This is a genomic window from Bacillus sp. PS196 (genome assembly GCF_037963555.1).
Classification (GTDB): Bacteria; Bacillota; Bacilli; order Bacillales; family Bacillaceae; genus Bacillus; species Bacillus subtilis.
Genome location: NZ_CP150159.1, coordinates 245,362 through 263,547 on the forward strand (window position 1 = coordinate 245,362; position 18,186 = coordinate 263,547).

General features: G+C 45.5%; 18 protein-coding genes and 1 pseudogene. 13 read left to right on the forward strand and 6 right to left on the reverse strand.

What is annotated here, in order from left to right; all coding sequences use genetic code 11:
• The first annotated feature begins 95 nt into the window (after positions 1-95).
• From purT to NST79_RS01450, 10 genes and pseudogenes are all read left to right on the forward strand, one after another.
• Positions 96-1,265: a phosphoribosylglycinamide formyltransferase 2 gene (gene purT, locus NST79_RS01405; RefSeq protein WP_339225838.1), complete on the forward strand. Its 1,170-nt coding sequence runs from the start codon at positions 96-98 to the stop codon at positions 1,263-1,265.
• A gap of 143 nt (positions 1,266-1,408) precedes the next feature.
• Positions 1,409-2,350 (forward strand): extracellular metalloprotease Mpr, encoded by a 942-nt coding sequence (gene mpr / locus NST79_RS01410; protein ID WP_041850652.1) that lies wholly within the window; start codon positions 1,409-1,411, stop codon positions 2,348-2,350.
• On the forward strand, positions 2,313-2,711 hold the full coding sequence (locus tag NST79_RS01415; RefSeq protein WP_015715171.1) for a YbfJ family protein: 399 nt from the start codon (positions 2,313-2,315) through the stop codon (positions 2,709-2,711). Before mpr ends, NST79_RS01415 begins: the two co-directional genes overlap by 38 nt.
• Before the next feature lie 165 nt (positions 2,712-2,876).
• A complete protein-coding gene (cesB, locus tag NST79_RS01420) occupies positions 2,877-3,767 on the forward strand; it encodes an enantioselective carboxylesterase CesB (protein WP_046380745.1) in 891 nt (296 codons plus the stop codon).
• 195 nt (positions 3,768-3,962) lie between these two features.
• Positions 3,963-4,496, forward strand: coding sequence for a CDP-diacylglycerol--serine O-phosphatidyltransferase (gene pssA, locus NST79_RS01425; RefSeq protein WP_009966430.1), 534 nt, complete (start codon positions 3,963-3,965; stop codon positions 4,494-4,496).
• Positions 4,487-4,975 (forward strand): DedA family protein, encoded by a 489-nt coding sequence (locus tag NST79_RS01430; protein WP_003234861.1) that lies wholly within the window; start codon positions 4,487-4,489, stop codon positions 4,973-4,975. Before pssA ends, NST79_RS01430 begins: the two co-directional genes overlap by 10 nt.
• Positions 4,968-5,759 carry a phosphatidylserine decarboxylase gene (locus tag NST79_RS01435; RefSeq protein WP_046380746.1) on the forward strand — a complete coding sequence of 264 codons (792 nt, stop codon included), beginning with the start codon at positions 4,968-4,970 and terminating at the stop codon, positions 5,757-5,759. Before NST79_RS01430 ends, NST79_RS01435 begins: the two co-directional genes overlap by 8 nt.
• Positions 5,760-5,813: 54 nt before the next feature.
• Complete coding sequence (locus NST79_RS01440; RefSeq protein WP_212060575.1) at positions 5,814-6,092, forward strand: hypothetical protein; 279 nt, start codon at positions 5,814-5,816, stop codon at positions 6,090-6,092.
• Positions 6,093-6,181: 89 nt separating this feature from the next.
• Positions 6,182-6,271, forward strand: a pseudogene (locus NST79_RS01445) (hypothetical protein); the annotation flags it as partial.
• A 249-nt stretch (positions 6,272-6,520) separates the two neighbouring features.
• Positions 6,521-7,489 (forward strand): rhodanese-related sulfurtransferase, encoded by a 969-nt coding sequence (locus NST79_RS01450; RefSeq protein WP_003234849.1) that lies wholly within the window; start codon positions 6,521-6,523, stop codon positions 7,487-7,489.
• A gap of 35 nt (positions 7,490-7,524) precedes the next feature.
• On the opposite strand, the gene gltP is transcribed toward NST79_RS01450, so the two are convergent.
• The 3 genes from gltP to nagB form a co-directional block, all read right to left on the reverse strand.
• Complete coding sequence (gltP, locus tag NST79_RS01455; RefSeq protein WP_003234847.1) at positions 7,525-8,769, reverse strand: glutamate-aspartate/proton symporter GltP; 1,245 nt, start codon at positions 8,767-8,769, stop codon at positions 7,525-7,527.
• Between the two features lie 144 nt (positions 8,770-8,913).
• On the reverse strand, positions 8,914-10,809 hold the full coding sequence (gene ptsG, locus NST79_RS01460; protein WP_181216751.1) for a glucose-specific PTS transporter subunit IIBC: 1,896 nt from the start codon (positions 10,807-10,809) through the stop codon (positions 8,914-8,916).
• A gap of 20 nt (positions 10,810-10,829) precedes the next feature.
• Positions 10,830-11,579: a glucosamine-6-phosphate deaminase gene (nagB, locus tag NST79_RS01465; RefSeq protein WP_212060576.1), complete on the reverse strand. Its 750-nt coding sequence runs from the start codon at positions 11,577-11,579 to the stop codon at positions 10,830-10,832.
• 218 nt (positions 11,580-11,797) lie between these two features.
• On the opposite strand from nagB, the gene gamR reads away from it, so the two are divergent.
• From gamR to NST79_RS01480, 3 genes are all read left to right on the forward strand, one after another.
• Complete coding sequence (gamR, locus tag NST79_RS01470) at positions 11,798-12,505, forward strand: transcriptional regulator GamR (RefSeq protein WP_003234841.1); 708 nt, start codon at positions 11,798-11,800, stop codon at positions 12,503-12,505.
• A 33-nt stretch (positions 12,506-12,538) separates the two neighbouring features.
• Positions 12,539-12,814 (forward strand): DUF1648 domain-containing protein, encoded by a 276-nt coding sequence (locus tag NST79_RS01475; protein WP_212060577.1) that lies wholly within the window; start codon positions 12,539-12,541, stop codon positions 12,812-12,814.
• A gap of 209 nt (positions 12,815-13,023) precedes the next feature.
• Positions 13,024-14,094: a branched-chain amino acid aminotransferase gene (locus NST79_RS01480; RefSeq protein ID WP_003246499.1), complete on the forward strand. Its 1,071-nt coding sequence runs from the start codon at positions 13,024-13,026 to the stop codon at positions 14,092-14,094.
• 36 nt (positions 14,095-14,130) lie between these two features.
• Here NST79_RS01480 and mmuP read toward each other — a convergent pair whose 3' ends face one another.
• The 3 genes from mmuP to NST79_RS01495 all read right to left on the reverse strand — a co-directional run bounded on the left by mmuP (position 14,131) and on the right by NST79_RS01495 (position 18,175).
• Positions 14,131-15,543, reverse strand: coding sequence for an S-methylmethionine permease (gene mmuP / locus NST79_RS01485; RefSeq protein WP_212060578.1), 1,413 nt, complete (start codon positions 15,541-15,543; stop codon positions 14,131-14,133).
• Between the two features lie 119 nt (positions 15,544-15,662).
• Positions 15,663-16,610, reverse strand: a complete 948-nt coding sequence (gene mmuM / locus NST79_RS01490) for a homocysteine S-methyltransferase (protein WP_212060580.1) — start codon at positions 16,608-16,610, stop codon at positions 15,663-15,665.
• A gap of 128 nt (positions 16,611-16,738) precedes the next feature.
• Complete coding sequence (locus NST79_RS01495) at positions 16,739-18,175, reverse strand: alanine/glycine:cation symporter family protein (protein ID WP_003234831.1); 1,437 nt, start codon at positions 18,173-18,175, stop codon at positions 16,739-16,741.
• Between the last annotated feature and the right edge of the window lie 11 nt (positions 18,176-18,186).

Genomic DNA, 18,186 nt, shown 5'->3' on the forward strand with positions numbered 1-18,186 from the left:
TAAGAATTTAAAAGATTTCATTCCTCAATAATAATTATCCCTTTTTTAATAAAAATTTATTTTTCAAATATTTCAGTTATAATGGTTTGGAACAGATAGGAGGGGCAAAGATGTATCAATCAAAGAAGGTTTTATTGTTAGGTTCAGGTGAATTAGGTAAAGAGGTAGTGATTGAAGCCCAGCGTCTTGGGGTACAGACGGTGGCAGTTGACAGTTACGAGCATGCTCCGCCGATGCAGGTCGCGCATAACAGTTATGTCGTTGATATGCTGGACCCAGATCAGATCAGAACCATTATTGAGAAAGAAAAGCCGGATTTGATTGTGCCTGAGGTGGAGGCGATCGCGACGGATGAATTGCTGAAGCTTGAAGAGGAAGGATTTCACGTCATCCCGAATGCCCGTGCGGCCAAGCTGACGATGGATCGGGAAGGCATCAGACGGCTTGCGGCGGAAACGCTTGGACTTGCGACGGCTGGCTATGAATTTGCGAATACATATGATGAATTTATACAAGCGGCAGCACAGATCGGTTTTCCTTGTGTCGTTAAACCATTGATGAGTTCTTCTGGAAAAGGCCAAAGTATCTGCCGCTCTGAAGCGGATTTAGAGAGCTGCTGGGAGACGGCGATGGAAGGCGGACGGGTGAAAAACGGCCGCGTGATCGTTGAGGAGTTTATCCCATTCGAATCAGAAATCACACTCTTAACCGTACGTGCGGTTAACGGTACGACATTTTGCGAGCCGATCGGTCATGTGCAAAAGGACGGGGATTATATCGAATCATGGCAGCCGCATGATATGACAGAGCAGCAAATAGAAGAAGCGAAGCATATTGCGAAAACAATCACGGATGAGCTTGGCGGATACGGTCTGTTTGGTGTTGAGTTGTTCCTTGCGAAAGATAGGGTATATTTCAGTGAGGTATCTCCTCGTCCGCATGATACGGGTCTTGTCACGCTGGTGACGCAAAATTTGTCAGAATTTGCGCTACATGTCCGGGCGATTCTCGGCTTTCCGATTACAGAAATCACACAGCTTTCTCCTGGCGCCAGCAGGCCCCTCAAAGCACCGGAAGAATTAGCGGATTACACTGTTGAAGGACTGGAAAACGCACTGGCAGTCCCAAAGACTCAAGTGCGCGTCTTTGGAAAGCCGATAACGAAAGCCGGACGTCGGATGGCAGTTGCGCTTTCTGCTGCTGATTCAGTTGAAACGGCAAGAGAGAATGCAAAGAAAGCGTTGGACCAGCTAATTTTAAAATAGAGTTTGAGCAGGCTTTGTCATGGTACAAGGCCTGTTTTTTTCTTCCTTCATAAAAGTTTTATCATAAGAATCAGAAACCTGATTATAATGTAAAAGTCTTCCATCCCTACGGGTGGTTGACACTAAAGGAGGGAGATGACAAAATGAAATTAGTTCCAAGATTCAGAAAACAATGGTTCGCTTACTTAACGGTTTTGTGTTTGGCTTTGGCAGCAGCGGTTTCTTTTGGCGTACCGGCAAAAGCGGCAGAGAACCCGCAAACTTCTGTATCGAATACCGGTCAAGAAGCTGATGCTACGAAAAACCAAACGTCAAAAGCAGAACAGGTTTCCGCCCCTTATGAGGGAACCGGAAAAACAAGTAAATCGTTATACGGCGGCCAAACGGAACTGGAGAAAAATATTCAAACCTTACAGCCTTCGAGCATTATCGGAACTGATGAACGCACCAGAATCTCCAGCACGACATCTTTTCCATATAGAGCAACTGTTCAACTGTCAATCAAGTATCCCAACACTTCAAGCACTTATGGATGTACCGGATTTTTAGTCAATCCAAATACAGTCGTCACAGCTGGACATTGTGTGTACAGCCAGGATCATGGATGGGCTTCGACGATAACCGCCGCGCCGGGCCGCAATGGTTCGTCATATCCGTACGGTACTTATTCAGGCACGATGTTTTACTCCGTCAAAGGATGGACGGAAAGCAAAGACACCAATTATGATTACGGAGCTATTAAATTAAACGGTTCTCCTGGAAACACGGTTGGCTGGTACGGCTACCGGACTACAAACAGCAGCAGTCCCGTGGGCCTTTCCTCGTCAGTGACAGGATTCCCGTGTGACAAAACCTTTGGCACGATGTGGTCTGATACAAAGCCGATTCGCTCCGCTGAAACGTATAAGCTGACCTATACAACCGATACGTACGGCTGCCAAAGCGGCTCGCCTGTTTATCGAAACTACAGTGATACAGGGCAGACAGCTATTGCCATTCACACGAACGGAGGATCGTCATATAACTTGGGAACAAGGGTGACGAACGATGTATTCAACAATATTCAATATTGGGCAAATCAATAAATACAGCAAACTAGCCATATTCATGTCTATTTTGTTTTTATGCGGGTGCAGTTCGCAGACGCATTCTTCTCCAAAAGAAACGACTATTCCTGTCACTCTTCATGTGGAGGATGCTAAGGGGCTGCCGGTCGAAGGGGTTCAAGTGACGATTGTCAAAGCGCCCTCTTCAGATGAGGAGCCGAGTACAGAGATTGGCGAGATACTCGGTAAAACAGACAAAAACGGAGATATCAAATGGGATACCGGCAGAAAAGGCGATTACTCAGTCGCGTTGACGAAGGGTGAAACATCAGTAACCCATCACATCTCGTTAACAGAGGATAAAAAAGATCATGCCATTCCATTAGTCTTCAAAGAATAGCAGTTTCCTTGATTTTAAGGGAACTGCCTTTTTTATTTATTGCAGGAAACCAAACTATATACTGGAAATTTATTATGTGAGATAATAAGAAATAGGTATTTTTTCTTACGAGACAAAAGGGGCGTTATCCTTTATATCAATCAAACCCGGAGGAAAAAGAAGAAGATGATACAAGATTCAATGCAGTTTGCCGCGGTTGAAAGTGGTCTGCGCTTTTACCAGGCATATGATCAAAGCCTTTCTTTGTGGCCGATTGAGTCGGAAGCATTCTATGTTTCTACTCGTTTTGGAAAAACACATATCATTGCAAGTGGGCCAAAGGACGCACCTTCGCTCATTTTGCTTCACGGAGGCCTTTTCAGCTCTGCGATGTGGTATCCGAATATCGCAGCGTGGAGCAGTCAATTTCGTACATATGCGGTCGATATAATAGGAGACAAAAATAAAAGTATACCATCAGCAGCCATGGAAACGAGAGCTGATTTTGCAGAATGGATGAAAGATGTCTTTGATTCTCTTGGACTTGAGACGGCACACCTGGCCGGCCTTTCGCTTGGCGGGTCCCATATCGTGAATTTCTTACTCCGCGCGCCTGAAAGAGTAGAGCGGGCGGTTGTTATGAGTCCCGCTGAAGCGTTTATTTCATTTCATCCGGATGTCTATAAATACGCTGCAGAGCTTACAGGGGCAAGAGGAGCTGAATCATATATCAAGTGGATCACAGGCAACAGTTATGATCTGCATCCTTTACTGCAAAGACAAATTGTGGCGGGCGTGGAATGGCAGGATGAGCAAAGGAGCCTGAAGCCGACAGAAAACGGCTTTCCGTACGTGTTCACAGACCAGGAATTGAAATCGATACAAGTCCCGGTACTGCTGATGTTCGGTGAGCACGAGGCCATGTACCATCAGCAAATGGCCTTTGAGCGGGCTTCGGTATTGGTGCCGGGAATTCAGGCTGAAATCGTAAAGAACGCCGGACATCTGTTATCTCTGGAGCAGCCAGAGTACGTCAATCAACGCGTCTTGTCCTTTTTATGCGGGGGGATAAACTAGTAAGGAACATGAAAAGATTGGCATTCATTTTTCAAAAGGTAACAAATGTTGTATAATAATAGAATTTGAATGCTGCTTTTTTTGTGAGCATTCTATGTTATCATGCTTATTGGAGAAAAATTTTTCCTGTAACGCTATTCGATCACTATCGTCAAATAATATAGATGGTTTTACAATTGGAGGTTTGGTTACACTGTGAATTACATCCCCTGTATGATTACGATAGGAAACTTCATTTGCGGATTGCTGGCGATTCATTCCTTGCTTTATCACAACATTCATTCAGCAGTGCTTTTTATTTTTACAGGCATGTTCCTTGATTTCTTTGACGGGATGGCTGCTCGTAAGCTGAATGCCGTTTCTGATATGGGGAGAGAACTGGATTCGTTTGCCGATCTGGTTACCTTTGGGGTGGCTCCTTCTATGCTTGCTTACAGTGTCGCGTTGTATACCCTGCCATTTATCGGGATCTTATGCGCATTGACGTACAGCATTTGCGGAATGCTTCGCCTCTCTAAATTTAACATTGAACAAAGCAAGCTCCCGACGTTTATCGGTATGCCGATTCCGTTTGCGGGCATGTGTCTCGTTATTCTAAGCTTCACCTATAACCCGATCCTTCTGGCAATCGGCACTTGCGGACTTTCATATTTAATGGTGAGTAAAATAAAATTCCCTCATTTTAAAAAACATGCGGCAGAAAACCTGGAGTCCGGGAGATGGAATTAGTTCAGCAGCTCATAGCGGATTACGGTTATCTCGCTATTTTTTTGATGCTGGTATTAGGGATTGTAGGATTGCCGATTCCAGATGAAGTGATGATGACCGTTGTTGGCTATTTCACGCATACCGATGTATTGAATTATGAGCTTTCGATATTGATTAGTTTTGTCGGGGCTTTGTTAGGTATGCTGATCAGCTACATGATTGGCAGAAAAGCTGGACGCCCGTTTATCGACAAGTACGGCAAGTGGGTCGGCTTAAAAGAAAAAAGAATGATGAAAGTGGAAAAATGGATGAAGAAATACGGTCCATATTCTCTTATTTTAGGTTATTTTATTCCCGGCGTCAGACATGTGACGTGCTACTTTTCGGGGATCGGCAAAATGGATCTGAAAACGTATGTTGCGTTTGCTGCAATCGGCGCCTTTTTATGGTGCTTTGTTTTTATTACAATCGGAAGGGTTATAGGGATTATTCATGTTTAATACGGCTGTAAAGATTCTGTATCGATCATTGATAGAGCTGACGAATCATCGTTTGTCATCCTATCTGATTAAAGGATTTTGCGAGTCGAAAATCAGCAAACCGGTCATTCCGCTTTTCTCAAAACATTTTCGGCTGAATTGGGATGATGTGGACGGTACGGCTGCTGATTACGGATCGCTGTCCGAATTGTTCATTCGACAAATAAATCTGGAGCGGCGCCCTGTGTCAAAAGAGGCGCATGCGGTGGTCAGCCCTGTTGACGGTGTGGTTCAGACAGTAGGAATCATCAACCCGAATCAAACCTTTACGGTGAAGGGAAAAGATTACTCATTCGCTGAGCTGACCGGCTGTAAAAGCGCAGACCATCAATACAACGGCGGATATTTCGTCGTGCTGTATCTAAGCCCGAGGCATTATCACCGTTTCCATTCTCCGATCAGCTGCAGGTATCAAAAGCTGGCCGAGCTCGGAAATCGCTCATACCCGGTAAATCAACTAGGCTTAAAATACGGGAAAGATGTGCTGTCGAAAAATTACCGGTTTGTGTACGAGCTGAATAGCGGCAGCCGAAATGTCCTGATGATTCCTGTCGGCGCGATGAATATTAATTCTATCGTGCAGACGAGCACCAGTGCTGAATTGGAGATCGGCGAAGAGCTGGGATACTTTTCATTTGGCTCAACGGTCATTTTGATTTTTGAAAAAGACGCGTTCCAGCCGTCCGCCCATTTAGCAGAAGGCCAAGAAGTCCAAGTCGGAGAACTGATAGGTTACGAAGAGTAAAAAGAGGAGCTTGCATAAACGCAGCGCCTCTTTTTTTGAAGAAAGGTGAGACTCATGGAGAAACAAATCATCAGCTGGATTACAGATTATCAGAACACAGGAGATGAAGCCGTCCTGCGGCAAGTGCGAGAAGTGTGCTGGCCGATCGTTGAAGCGGTTTTGCAAGAGAAGGCAATAGATGATGAACAAGCGAACAATTTGCGCGAAAAAGGAATCGAGCGGTTTCCATTCATCATCAGCAAATACCAAGCGGATGTGCAGCTTCCGATTGAGACATTTTTACGAAATACGTATCGGTTTTACTTTCATCAGGTGATGAGAGAATCCAGCTAAAGCTTCTTTCAACAGGGAAGCTTTTTTTGTTGGCAGGAAAAGGAATCTTTTTCTATATCTATCTCGTAATGACTAGAGAACCTAATTTGGGATTCACAGAAGAGCGGATGATCCTTAAGGAACAATATGACGGTGTCATTTGGCTGGAGCATATCACGCCATCTGTCATTATCAAGTGAGCGGTGTCTTCCTGTGCTATAACAGGTAGAGTTCACCTTTTGTTTGATAGTTTTCAGATAACTATATTGATTAGTAAATGAATGGAAAATACTTGTTTGCCATGAGAAACCCTTGTGCTGCTTAGGTTTGTAAGAGCTTGGTTATTTTTATCAGTCTGGGCGGATCTGTTCATCTTTGCGGCATTTTCCTGTATGATATAGTAAGAGTGTGCATAGCAAGTAACTATAATTGAACAGGGTGTTTAAAACATGGAAAAACAATACAGAGTATTACTTTACTATAAATATGTTCCGATTGAAGATCCAGAGGCGTTTAGAGAGCAGCATCTGGCTTTTTGTAAGGAGCTTGGTTTGTTAGGCCGTATCCTTGTTTCTTCTGAAGGAATTAACGGTACGGTATCAGGTACGGTTGATCAGACTGAAAAATATATGGAAACAATGAAAGCTGATCCTCGTTTTGCGGACATGGTATTTAAAATTGATGAAGCAGAAGGCCATGCCTTCAAAAAAATCTTCGTCCGCCATAAAAAAGAGCTTGTAACGCTTCGTCTTGAAGATGATGTCGATCCGAACGAAACAACAGGCCAGCATTTGAAGCCTGCAGAATTTTATGAGAAGATGCAGGATCCAAACACAATTGTAATCGACGCGCGTAACGATTACGAGTATGACCTTGGCCATTTCAGAGGTGCGGTCCGTCCTGACATCGAAGCCTTCCGTGAATTACCTGAATGGATTGAAGAGCACAAAGATATGCTTGAAGGCAAAAAGATTTTAACGTACTGTACAGGCGGCGTGCGCTGTGAAAAGTTCTCAGGATGGCTGGTGAAGCAAGGCTTTGAAGATGTAGCACAGCTTGACGGCGGAATCGTGACATACGGAAAAGATCCAGAGGTGCAAGGCAAGCTTTGGGACGGCCAGTGCTACGTATTTGATGAAAGAATCAGCGTGCCTGTCAACCGTGTTGAGCATGTGATTGTCGGTAAGGACTACTTTACAGGAGAACCGTGTGAGCGTTATGTGAACTGCGCAAATCCATCTTGCAATAAAAAAATGATATGCACACCGGAAAATGAGTATAAATATATGCGCAGCTGCAGCCACGAATGCCGCACGAACCCAAGAAACCTGTATGTGAAAGAGCATAATATGACAGAAGAAGAAGTAAACGCAAGACTGGCAGCGATTGAAACAGAAGATCACGCTGCTGCTGAATAAAAAAAGAACACCTCGTATTGAGGTGTTCTTTTTTTCTATATGCTTTCAGTTTGGCTGTTTGCGGAAACCCATTCTTTTTGGCGGAAGGCCTTTTCCCATTTTGATACCACGATACAGGCGATCGCATGTCCCGGTACGTTCACGCCCGTTCTCGCCATGTCCATGACGCGGTCAACACCCGCGATAATGGCAACGCCTTCAGCCGGCAGTCCTACAGCATTGGCAGTCGCCAGAAGAACTACAAGCGATCCTGAGGGTACAGCTGCAATGCCTTTACTGGTCATCACAAGCACAAGCATCATGAGCAGCTGCTGGGACAATGTCATGTCTACTTGAAAGGCCTGTGCGAGAAAGATACAAGAAACTGATAAATATAAGCTGGAGCCGTCACAGTTCAATGACAAGCCGGAGGGAACGACAAATGATACCACTCGTTTGGGACAGCCGTATTTCTCCATTCTATCCATCAGCTGAGGGAGAATGGTTTCAGTGCTGGTGGTGGAAAATGCAATTAAAAACAGATCCCATATCATTTTCAATACTTCGAAATACTTAATCTGAAAGATGAGACCGACAAGCGGAAAGAGGACAAAGAGGATCAGGAACAGGCCAAGGAATACGGTGCCAACCAGCTTAAACATAGGGAGGAGGAGTTCAATGCCGTATTGGCCTACAGAAGCTGCCATCAGGGCTAACACGCCGATAGGAGCAGTGACCATGACGATTTGTGTGAGCTTGAACATAATCTGAGCGGTAGATTCAAAGAACTTCATTACTGGTTCAGAAGCTTTGCCGATACCAGCTGCGGCGACACCAAATAAAATGGCGAAGAAAATAACGGCAAGCAAATCATTTCTGGCCATGACATCAATAATGTTTGTAGGGATAATATCCAGGATCATTTGCTTGAAATCAACAACTTTGTCTGTGTAGCCGGAAAGTTCATGGATATCTTTTTTTGCCAAATGGGAGAGGTCAAGCCCGACACCTGGTTTTAAGACATTCGCTAATAAAAGTCCAAGCCCTAATACCAACGTTGTAATCACTTCGAACCAAATGATCGTCTTGATACCAAGGCTGCCCATTTTTTTCATGCTTCCGCTTCCTGCGGCTCCAATGACAATGGTAGAAAACACAATCGGCACAACAATCATTTTAATCAGGCGGATAAATCCATCTCCGACAGGCCTCAGTGCCATCCCGAAATCAGGAAAAAAGTGGCCGATCACTGCGCCGACAGCCAAAGCGATTAAAATTTGAAACGCGATTAATTTTTTCAAATGAATCCCCCTTTAGAACGATAGAATGTAGGCATATTCATATCATTCGTGATTCAAATGCAAACACCTTTTTTCAAGTTATTTTATTTTGACAGCGCTTTCATTATGTTGGCGAAAAAGTCCCCCGCAGCAGGGGGGACTTTTTTACTTCATTTGAATGTGCTTTAGATCTTCTTCAGAGGTATTTGTGAAAATAACCGGTGTTATGGCTGAAGCGGCATGCTGCTTGATGTAATTGAGATCAAAGGTGAGAAGCAGTTCGCCTTGTTTGACGGCTTGTCCGCTTGTGACATGTGCTTCAAAGCCTTCCCCATTCAGTTTGACGGTATCGATGCCGACATGAATCAGGATTTCAGTGCCGCCGGCGCTCATAAAGCCGATGGCGTGTTTTGTCGGAAAAATCGAGACGATCTCGCCGTCCGCAGGTGCAACGACTTTTCCTTCTGATGGTATAATCGCAAATCCCTCGCCCATCATTTTTTCTGAAAAGACTTGATCAGGCACATCCCCTAAAGAGACTGTTTCTCCTTTAATCGGATAAATAAAGGTCTCACCGGAATCGGGCTTCTGCGGTTTGTCAGTTACCGTGTCCAGCGTGGCGGCGGTGGCAGGGACGCCTCCGGCCATGATTGTTTTGATGTCGTCTTTTAAGGCATCGGACTTGGTTCCGAATATTGCCTGGAAGTTGTTGTTGACCTCCAGCACACCTACTGCACCAAGCCGTTTTAATTCATCCTTGCTGACTTGGCTTGGCTGATGAACGGTCACACGAAGCCTAGTGATACACGCATCCAGGTTAGCGATATTTTGCTGTCCGCCCAAGGCCTGCAGCACGTGAAAGGCAAGCTGGTCTTTTGCAACTGGAGTTTTCTCCTCATTCTGACCGTCTTCATCTGTCTCACGGCCGGGCGTTTTCAAATTCCATTTCAGAATCGCAAATCGGAACAAATAATAATAAATGAAAGCAAACACGATCCCGACAGGAATGACAACCCAGCCGTTTGTAGACAGTCCGTAGTTCAAGACGTAGTCAATTCCGCCGCCTGAGAACGTATAGCCGTGGCGGACATGGAATAAATCACAAACGACAAAGATGACGCCGGCAAGAATAGAGTTAATCAAATAGAGCACGGGCGCAACGAACAAGAAAGAAAACTCAACCGGTTCTGTAATTCCGGTCAGCATAGATGTGAGCGCCGCAGAAATCATCACGCCGGAGATCATTTTTTTCTTTTCCGGACGCGCGGTATGGATAATGGCAAGTGCAACTGCCGGCAGACAGAAAATCATGTAAGGGAAATCCCCCATCATAAAGCGCCCGGCTGTCGGGTCTCCCGCGAAAAACCTTGTCAGGTCGCCGGTTACGGTGTTGCCTGTTGATGGGTCTGTGTATTCTCCCATCATAAAATAGAAAGGCGTATAAAAAATATGATGCAGGCCAAAAGGAATCAGCAAACGATAGATCGTTGCATAAAAGAACAGGCCGACTGTTGAATCGGCAATTAAACTGCTGGCTGCGTTAATTCCGTTTTGGATCAGCGGCCAAACGAATGAGAAAATGACGCCGATCACCAATGAACTGACGGAAGTAATAATCGGGACAAATCGTTTTCCAGAGAAAAATCCAAGGACCGGATGCAGCTCGATTGATGAAAATCGCTTATATAAATAGGCGGCGAGAAGCCCGATGATGATTCCTCCGAAAACCCCCATATCAATCAGGTGCTCGGCTCCTTCATACGGAGGCTGAAGGCCGAGTAATTTTCCCATATTGTCGAGGGTGACGGTTAAAATTAAGTATCCGATGACAGCGGCAAGTCCGGCTACACCTTCTCCGCCGGCTAATCCGATCGCGACCCCTACGGCGAAAATCAGCGGGAGATTATCGAATACAACGCCGCCTGCATCCTTTATAATAGGGATGTTCAGTAAATCCTTGTCTCCGAAACGGAGCAAAAGACCTGCTGCCGGCAGGACGGCAACCGGAGTCATCAACGCGCGGCCAAGCTGCTGCAGAATTTGAAATGCCTTTTTAAACATGACAGTCTCCTTTTATTGTGTTATGAGAATGATGCACTCTTTAATTTTTGAGCTGCTTTATAATCGGCGATAACGGTTACATGATTGTGATTTTGAAGAATGGAGGCTGGTACTTCTGTCGTGACAGGACCTTCAGCCATCTTTTGAATGGCGTCTGCTTTTTCCTCGCCGCTTGCTAAAAGCACAATATGTTTGCTGAATTCCATGATGGTTTTAATGCCCATTGAAATCGCGAGTCTCGGCACCAGCACCGGATCACTGCCGAAGAATCTGGCATTTGCCTGTATCGTGCTTTCCGAGAGCTTCACAACACGTGTCCGGTCTTCAAAATCAGATCCCGGTTCATTGAAACCGATATGGCCATTGGCGCCGATGCCGAGAATTTGGACATCAATGCCTCCCGCCTGGCGGATGAGATCCTCGTATACTTTGCATTCCGCCTCAAGCTGCGGATTGTCTCCTTGCGGGATATGAATATGATTAGGCTTGATATTGATATGCTGAAAAAGATGCTCATGCATAAAATAGTTATAACTTTTCGGATGAGATGGAGAGAGACCAGCGTATTCATCCAAATTAAATGTAGTAACCTTTGAAAAATCAATTTCGCCTGCCTGATAGTCTGAAATCAACTGCTTATACAAGCCGACCGGTGTGCTTCCTGTTGCCAGGCCGAGAACGGCATCTTTCTTAGCTTGTATTTGTTCTTTAATAATGGCAGCGCTTAACTTACAGAGTTCTTCGTAGTGCTCGGCGATCAGAATCTTCATGTGACACCCCCTCAAAGAGATAGACAAGCACCATATTTGTTATGACCAATTTATGATACTTGTCATTACGAATTTAGCACCGCCCTTATCAAACTGTCAATATTAATTTCTGAAAATTTGTTATAAAAGAAGGATACAAATCTTTCATATTGGGAGGGCAAATGGTATTATGGTCTCAATGAAAAAGAACGGATTGCATACAGAATGGGGAGAATGAAATGACAGCTTTATATTCTGTTATCAAGTTTAAAATCATTGAGTTAATTAAATCGGGCAAATATCAGGCGAATGATCAGCTGCCGACGGAGAGTGAGTTTTGCGAACAATATGATGTCAGCAGAACAACTGTGAGACTGGCTCTGCAGCAGCTAGAGCTTGAGGGATATATTAAAAGAATTCAAGGAAAAGGGACATTTGTATCGGCGGCCAAAATACAAACGCCGATTCCGCATAAGATTACGAGCTTTGCAGAACAAATGAGAGGACTTCGTTCTGAATCAAAAGTGCTTGAGCTTGTGGTGATTCCTGCCGATCATTCCATTGCCGAGCTTTTGAAAATGAAAGAGAATGAACCTGTCAACAAGCTTGTCAGAGTCAGATACGCCGAGGGGGAACCTTTGCAGTATCATACCTCATATATTCCCTGGAAGGCGGCACCGGGGCTGGCGCAGGAGGAATGCACCGGCTCGCTGTTTGAATTGTTAAGGACAAAATACAATATTGAAATCAGCAGGGGCACGGAATCGATCGAACCGATTTTAACGGATGAAACGATCAGCGGCCACTTATTAACCAATGTCGGAGCGCCTGCGTTTTTATCAGAATCCCTTACCTATGATAAAAATGAAGAAGTGGTGGAATATGCGCAAATTATTACCCGGGGAGACCGAACGAAATTCACCGTTGAACAGTCATATCATTCATAAAGCAATGTGTTTTAAGAAGGGAATGGTGGTTCTATGTTTTTATTGACGAATGAAAAAGTGCTGTGGGGAGCAGTGATTGCTGCATTCATCCTTTCAATTGTATTTTACCCTTTTCTGCCGACGCAGATGCCGATTCATTATGATGTTGCGAACAGTCCGGATCTGACGGTTAACAAGCTGGCGGGGACTGTGATGCTGCCTGTTTTGATGGTGGTGTTTGCATGGGCGCGGAAGATCAATTGGCAATTTGTATTCGCAGTGTATATTTTGCTGATTTGCCACATTGTCGTCCTTTGTTTAGCGGTCTAAATCAAACAGCCAGAATAAAACTGGCTGTTTTTCTTTAATTTCAGCTTCATCTGACAATGAATGTGGTGTATAATAGCTGATGATCCTAAAGAATATTCTGAAATTTATCGGTGTGGAGCGGCGTATCATGAAAGGAAGGGCTGTATGTTTTTTGCAGCCCTAAAAAGACTGAATATTTAAACAATTATACGAAAGGTGTGCTGATCAGATTGAATAAGCTTATCGAACGAGAAAAAACTGTATATTATAAAGAAAAGCCCGACCCGTCTTCCTTGGGGTTTGGACAATATTTTACAGATTATATGTTTGTGATGGACTACGAAGAGGGAATTGGATGGCATCATCCAAGAATTGCACCGTACGCACCGCTTACGCTTGATCCGTCTTCATCTGTTTTTCATTACGGCCAGGCTGTTTTTGAAGGATTAAAAGCATACAGAACAGACGACGGCAGGGTGTTGCTGTTCCGTCCGGATCAAAATATCAAACGGCTGAACAGATCGTGTGAGCGCATGAGCATGCCCCCTTTAGACGAAGAGCTGGTGCTTGAGGCATTGACGCAATTAGTTGAGCTGGAGAAAGATTGGGTTCCAAAGGAAAAAGGAACGTCACTGTATATTCGTCCTTTTGTCATTGCCACAGAACCGAGTCTCGGTGTGAAGGCATCCAGGAGCTATACATTTATGATCGTGCTTTCGCCTGTCGGCTCCTATTATGGCGACGATCAGCTGAAGCCGGTTAGAATCTATGTCGAAGATGAGTATGTGCGGGCGGTCAACGGAGGAGTCGGGTTTGCAAAAACGGCTGGAAACTATGCCGCCAGTCTTCAGGCACAGCGGAAAGCGAATGAACTGGGCTATGACCAGGTACTGTGGCTGGACGCCATCGAAAAGAAATATGTGGAAGAAGTAGGGAGCATGAACATCTTTTTCGTCATAAACGGGGAAGCTGTCACACCTGCTTTAAGCGGAAGCATTTTAAGCGGGGTTACACGTGCGTCTGCGATTGAATTGATTCGAAGCTGGGGCATTCCGGTTCGTGAAGAGAGAATATCGATTGATGAGGTGTATGCGGCCTCTGCACGCGGAGAATTGACAGAGGTCTTCGGCACAGGCACGGCAGCCGTCGTTACGCCTGTCGGTGAACTCAACATTCATGGAAAAACGGTGATTGTAGGCGACGGGCAAATCGGGGACCTCTCGAAAAAGCTGTATGAAACGATAACAGATATTCAGCTTGGCAAGGTAAAAGGCCCGTTTAACTGGACAGTGGAAGTGTGAAAATCGAAAAAGAACCTGCCCGAAGGCAGGTTCTTTTTATTTTGAATAAGTCATATCAGCAGCCGGCTCGCTTTTGCGGTTTTTTACATAATATATTGCATAGCAAATGGCCATAAATGGAACGCCGCAATAGAGTGCGATTCTTTGATTCGGATCAAAGGCAATGCCAACAACGGAAGCCAGGCATAACAGGAACGCTGCAATCGGCACGAACGGATACAAAGGGGTTCTGTATTTCAAATCAGTAACCTTGTTTCCCGCTTCGATATAACGTTTTCTGAACATGAATTGAGAAGCAGCGATTCCCATCCACACGACAACGACGGCAAAACCGGAAATCGACACGAGCACAACGTATACAGTGTCTGGCGCAAATACGCTGGACAGCAATGACAGAATGCCGCCGATCATGCTGAACACTAGCGCGTTAAAAGGGGTTCCTTTTGACGTCAGCTTTGCAAATGTGGGATGAAGCGTTTTTTCTTTTGATAAAGACCACAGCATCCGGGAAGAAGCGTAGAGTCCGGAATTAGCCGCTGACAGGATCGCTGTCAGGATAACAAAGTTCATGATATCGGCTGCGTATGGTACACCGACTCTGTCAAAGACAGCGACAAACGGGCTTTTGATGACACCTGCATCTTGAATCGGAATCAGCCCTGACAGCACAAAAATAGTTCCGACAAAGAAGAGTGAGAGACGCCAGACCGTTGTTTTAATCGCTTTTGGTATTGTCTTGTCAGGATCAACGCTTTCACCGGCTGCGATTCCGATTAGTTCCGTTCCCGAAAAGGCAAAATTAACGGACAGCATCGTCATCAAAATCGGGACAAATCCATTTGGAAAAAGCCCGCCTTCCGCGGTGAAGTTGGACAGCATCGGTGCGGCTTCTCCGCCTTTGATCTGAATGATGCCGAACATGGCAGAGCCGCCTAAAAGAATAAATAATACAATGGCTAATACTTTGATGCTGGAAAACCAAAATTCTGATTCAGCGAAAAACTTGACCGAAAATGCGTTAAGCAAGAAAATGAACAGCGCAAAGACGGCACTCCACATCCAAACCGATGTATGGGGGAACCAGCGCTGCATTAACAGGCCGGCTGCTGTGAATTCTGATCCCAATGCCACGGTCCATGTCAGCCAGTACAGCCAAGCAACCGTAAATCCGGTGCCCGGCCCTATGTATTTGGCTGCATAGGTGTGAAAGGCGCCGGTCACAGGCATGGCGACTGACAGCTCACCGAGGCATAGCATGACCAGATAGACGATGCCGGCCCCGACTAAGTAGGCGAGTATCGTTCCGGCCGGGCCTGCTTGCTGAATGGTATAACCTGAGCTTAAAAACAGCCCGGTTCCGATGACACCTCCCAAGGAAAGCATAAAGAGGTGCCGGCTTTTCATACTTCTCTGAAAGTTTGTCTCATTCTTGTTGTGGGCAGAGTTCATCTTTTTCCAACTTTCTATCAGCGATTTATTTCCTCCTAATAAAAAATCTCATGTCAGAAAGTGACACGAGACTCCGGCGAACCGGCTTTAAGTTAGAATATACAAACTATTCCGATAAGTCAAGTTGTTTTTAAAGAGCGGGCCCACGCCGCAATTTCTTGAATATTTTCGGGTTTTGTCCGGCAGCAGCCGCCAATCAGCCTCGCTCCTTTTTCATGCCAGGTGCGGGCGCTCGCCCCGTAAGATTCTGCGCATGCTGCGCCGTTCCACGTTTTTGTTTCCGGATCATATTGCTCACCTGAATTCGGGTAGACAATGATCGGTTTTGACGTGTTCTTTTTTAACTCCTCTATCAAGGAAGGGATATGCTGAAGCGGCGTGCAGTTGATGCCGAGTGCTGCAATTTGGCGGTGTTCATCAAGCCACGATGCACAGTCAGCTGCAGGTGTTCCGTCACTGATATGCAGGCCGTCTTTAGCGCTGAAGCTGATCCATGCATACGTTTCAGGAAATTCCTTCAACAGCCGAACAATCGCTTTGGCTTCAGTCAGACACGGAATCGTTTCGCATGCCAATACATCAGCTCCGGCTTCAATCAGCGCCTTCATCCGGGGACGATGAAATTCAATCAGTTCATCTTCTGGTATTGCGTAGTTGCCGCGATATTCAGACCCGTCTGCAAGATAAGCGCCATAAGGGCCTACAGAAGCCGCAATGATCGGTTTTGGCCGATTCAAACGGTTCTCTTTAAGCGACCAAAATTCATCACGTGCTTCAGCTGCGATGCTGACGGACAACTCGATGAGCCGGCGTGCTTCCGCTTCGCTCAGCCCGCGTGCGGCAAAGCCTTCAAATGTAGACTGATAGCTGGCGGTGATTGCACAATCGGCACCTGCCGCAAAATAATCAGTATGAACTTGTTTAATCAGCTCCGGCTCTTCCATCAGGATTTTTGCTGACCACAGACTGTCGTTCAAATCACAGCCCTTGCGTTCAAGCTCGGTCGCCATGGCGCCGTCTAGCACAATAAGCGGGTATGTATCTAGTATGTGTTGGATAGGATTCATAGAATGTACCGATGCCTTCTTTCAGATTTTTTTGAAAAAGATATGAAAATCGTAATGGAGGCTTACGTGTTTGTCAATAAACGCAAAAAGGGAAAGGTGTTCAGCCTATATGTCTGAACACCCTTTTCTTATGATATTTGTTTGTTGTGCGTGTCAGTCTTTGTGTCTGAAACCGGCCAGCACTCAATGCCATTGTGGTTTTTGAGCACATCTTTATAAAAGACCGGATCCTTGCCTGCTTTTTTCTGGCGTGTATAGTCTTTCAGCGCCGTAAAAACAACCTTTGATAGTAAGAAAATAGCGATTAAATTCACGACGACCATCAAACCCATGAACAAATCAGCAAGATCCCAGACGAGCTGGACTTTGGCAACACAGCCAAACACGATCATTGCCAGCACGCCGATACGGTAGACAAAAATCAGTTTTTTGCTTTTGTTCAAAAAGCCGATATTGGTTTCGCCATAATAATAGTTTCCGATTAAAGCACAGAATCCGAATAACAAAATCAGAATGGCGAGAAAGCCTGATGCCCATGATCCGACATGGGAGCTGAGAGAGGCTTGTGTCAAGGCGATTCCGCTCAGACCCGGAGTATGATAGGCATCCGAAAACAGGATGATAAAGGCGGTGCTTGTACAAATGACCAGTGTATCTGTCAGTACACCAAAAGCTTGGATCAGCCCCTGTTTGACGGGATGGCTTGTTGTGGCGGTGGCAGCGGCATTCGGTGCGCTTCCCATTCCCGCTTCGTTTGAAAAGATTCCCCGTCTGACGCCTTGCATGAGTGCCGCGCCCAAAGCCCCGCCGGCGGCCTGGTCAAAACCAAACGCATTTTTCACGATTAGCGCAAGCACACTTGGCAGCTGCGTAATGTTGGTGAAAATGACGAAAAACGCAACTCCGATATACAGGACAGCCAATACGACGACAATGGATTCAGCCAGCTTTGCAATGCGCTTGACTCCGCCAAAAATAATCGTGCCGAATACAGCAATTAAAATGAGTCCCAATGTCAGGCGGTTTGTGCCAAACGCGTTTTCAAAGGCAAGGCTGACTGTATTGGATTGAACCGAGTTGAAGACGATACCGAACGATAAGGTGATTAACACAGCGAACAGCGCGCCCATCCACCTTTTGTTCAGCCCTTTTTCCATGTAATACGCCGGCCCGCCGCGGAAGCCGTTTACATCTTTTACTTTATAAATCTGAGCCAGTGTGCTTTCCACAAAGCTGGATGCTGATCCGATAATGGCGATAATCCACATCCAGAAGATTGCACCGGGCCCGCCGAGTGCAATGGCGATGGCAATGCCCGTAATATTTCCCGTTCCGACACGGGCCGCCATGCTGATGCAAAAGGCTTGAAACGGAGAAATGCTGTTTTTTGACCGGGAAGCAGCACCTTCTCTTAATACCCTGACCATTTCTTTCAGCATGCGAACCTGTAAAAACTTAAGCCTGAACGTAAAATAGATTCCCAGAGAAAGGAGCAAAACAATTAATAGCTTTGACCACAAAAGATCATTTGCAATACCGACGATATGTTCCAGGATTTGCTGCATACAATCACCTC

Excerpts from the sequence above, each read along its gene's own strand:
- mpr (WP_041850652.1), top strand. The coding sequence starts at position 1,409 with ATGAAATTAGTTCCAAGATTCAGAAAACAATGGTTCGCTTACTTAACG.
- NST79_RS01415 (WP_015715171.1), top strand. The coding sequence starts at position 2,313 with ATGTATTCAACAATATTCAATATTGGGCAAATCAATAAATACAGCAAA.
- cesB (WP_046380745.1), top strand. The coding sequence starts at position 2,877 with ATGATACAAGATTCAATGCAGTTTGCCGCGGTTGAAAGTGGTCTGCGC.
- NST79_RS01430 (WP_003234861.1), top strand. The coding sequence starts at position 4,487 with ATGGAATTAGTTCAGCAGCTCATAGCGGATTACGGTTATCTCGCTATT.
- NST79_RS01435 (WP_046380746.1), top strand. The coding sequence starts at position 4,968 with ATGTTTAATACGGCTGTAAAGATTCTGTATCGATCATTGATAGAGCTG.
- NST79_RS01440 (WP_212060575.1), top strand. The coding sequence starts at position 5,814 with ATGGAGAAACAAATCATCAGCTGGATTACAGATTATCAGAACACAGGA.
- NST79_RS01450 (WP_003234849.1), top strand. The coding sequence starts at position 6,521 with ATGGAAAAACAATACAGAGTATTACTTTACTATAAATATGTTCCGATT.
- ptsG (WP_181216751.1), bottom strand. The coding sequence starts at position 10,809 with ATGTTTAAAAAGGCATTTCAAATTCTGCAGCAGCTTGGCCGCGCGTTG.
- nagB (WP_212060576.1), bottom strand. The coding sequence starts at position 11,579 with ATGAAGATTCTGATCGCCGAGCACTACGAAGAACTCTGTAAGTTAAGC.
- gamR (WP_003234841.1), top strand. The coding sequence starts at position 11,798 with ATGACAGCTTTATATTCTGTTATCAAGTTTAAAATCATTGAGTTAATT.
- NST79_RS01475 (WP_212060577.1), top strand. The coding sequence starts at position 12,539 with ATGTTTTTATTGACGAATGAAAAAGTGCTGTGGGGAGCAGTGATTGCT.
- mmuP (WP_212060578.1), bottom strand. The coding sequence starts at position 15,543 with ATGAACTCTGCCCACAACAAGAATGAGACAAACTTTCAGAGAAGTATG.
- mmuM (WP_212060580.1), bottom strand. The coding sequence starts at position 16,610 with ATGAATCCTATCCAACACATACTAGATACATACCCGCTTATTGTGCTA.
- NST79_RS01495 (WP_003234831.1), bottom strand. The coding sequence starts at position 18,175 with ATGCAGCAAATCCTGGAACATATCGTCGGTATTGCAAATGATCTTTTG.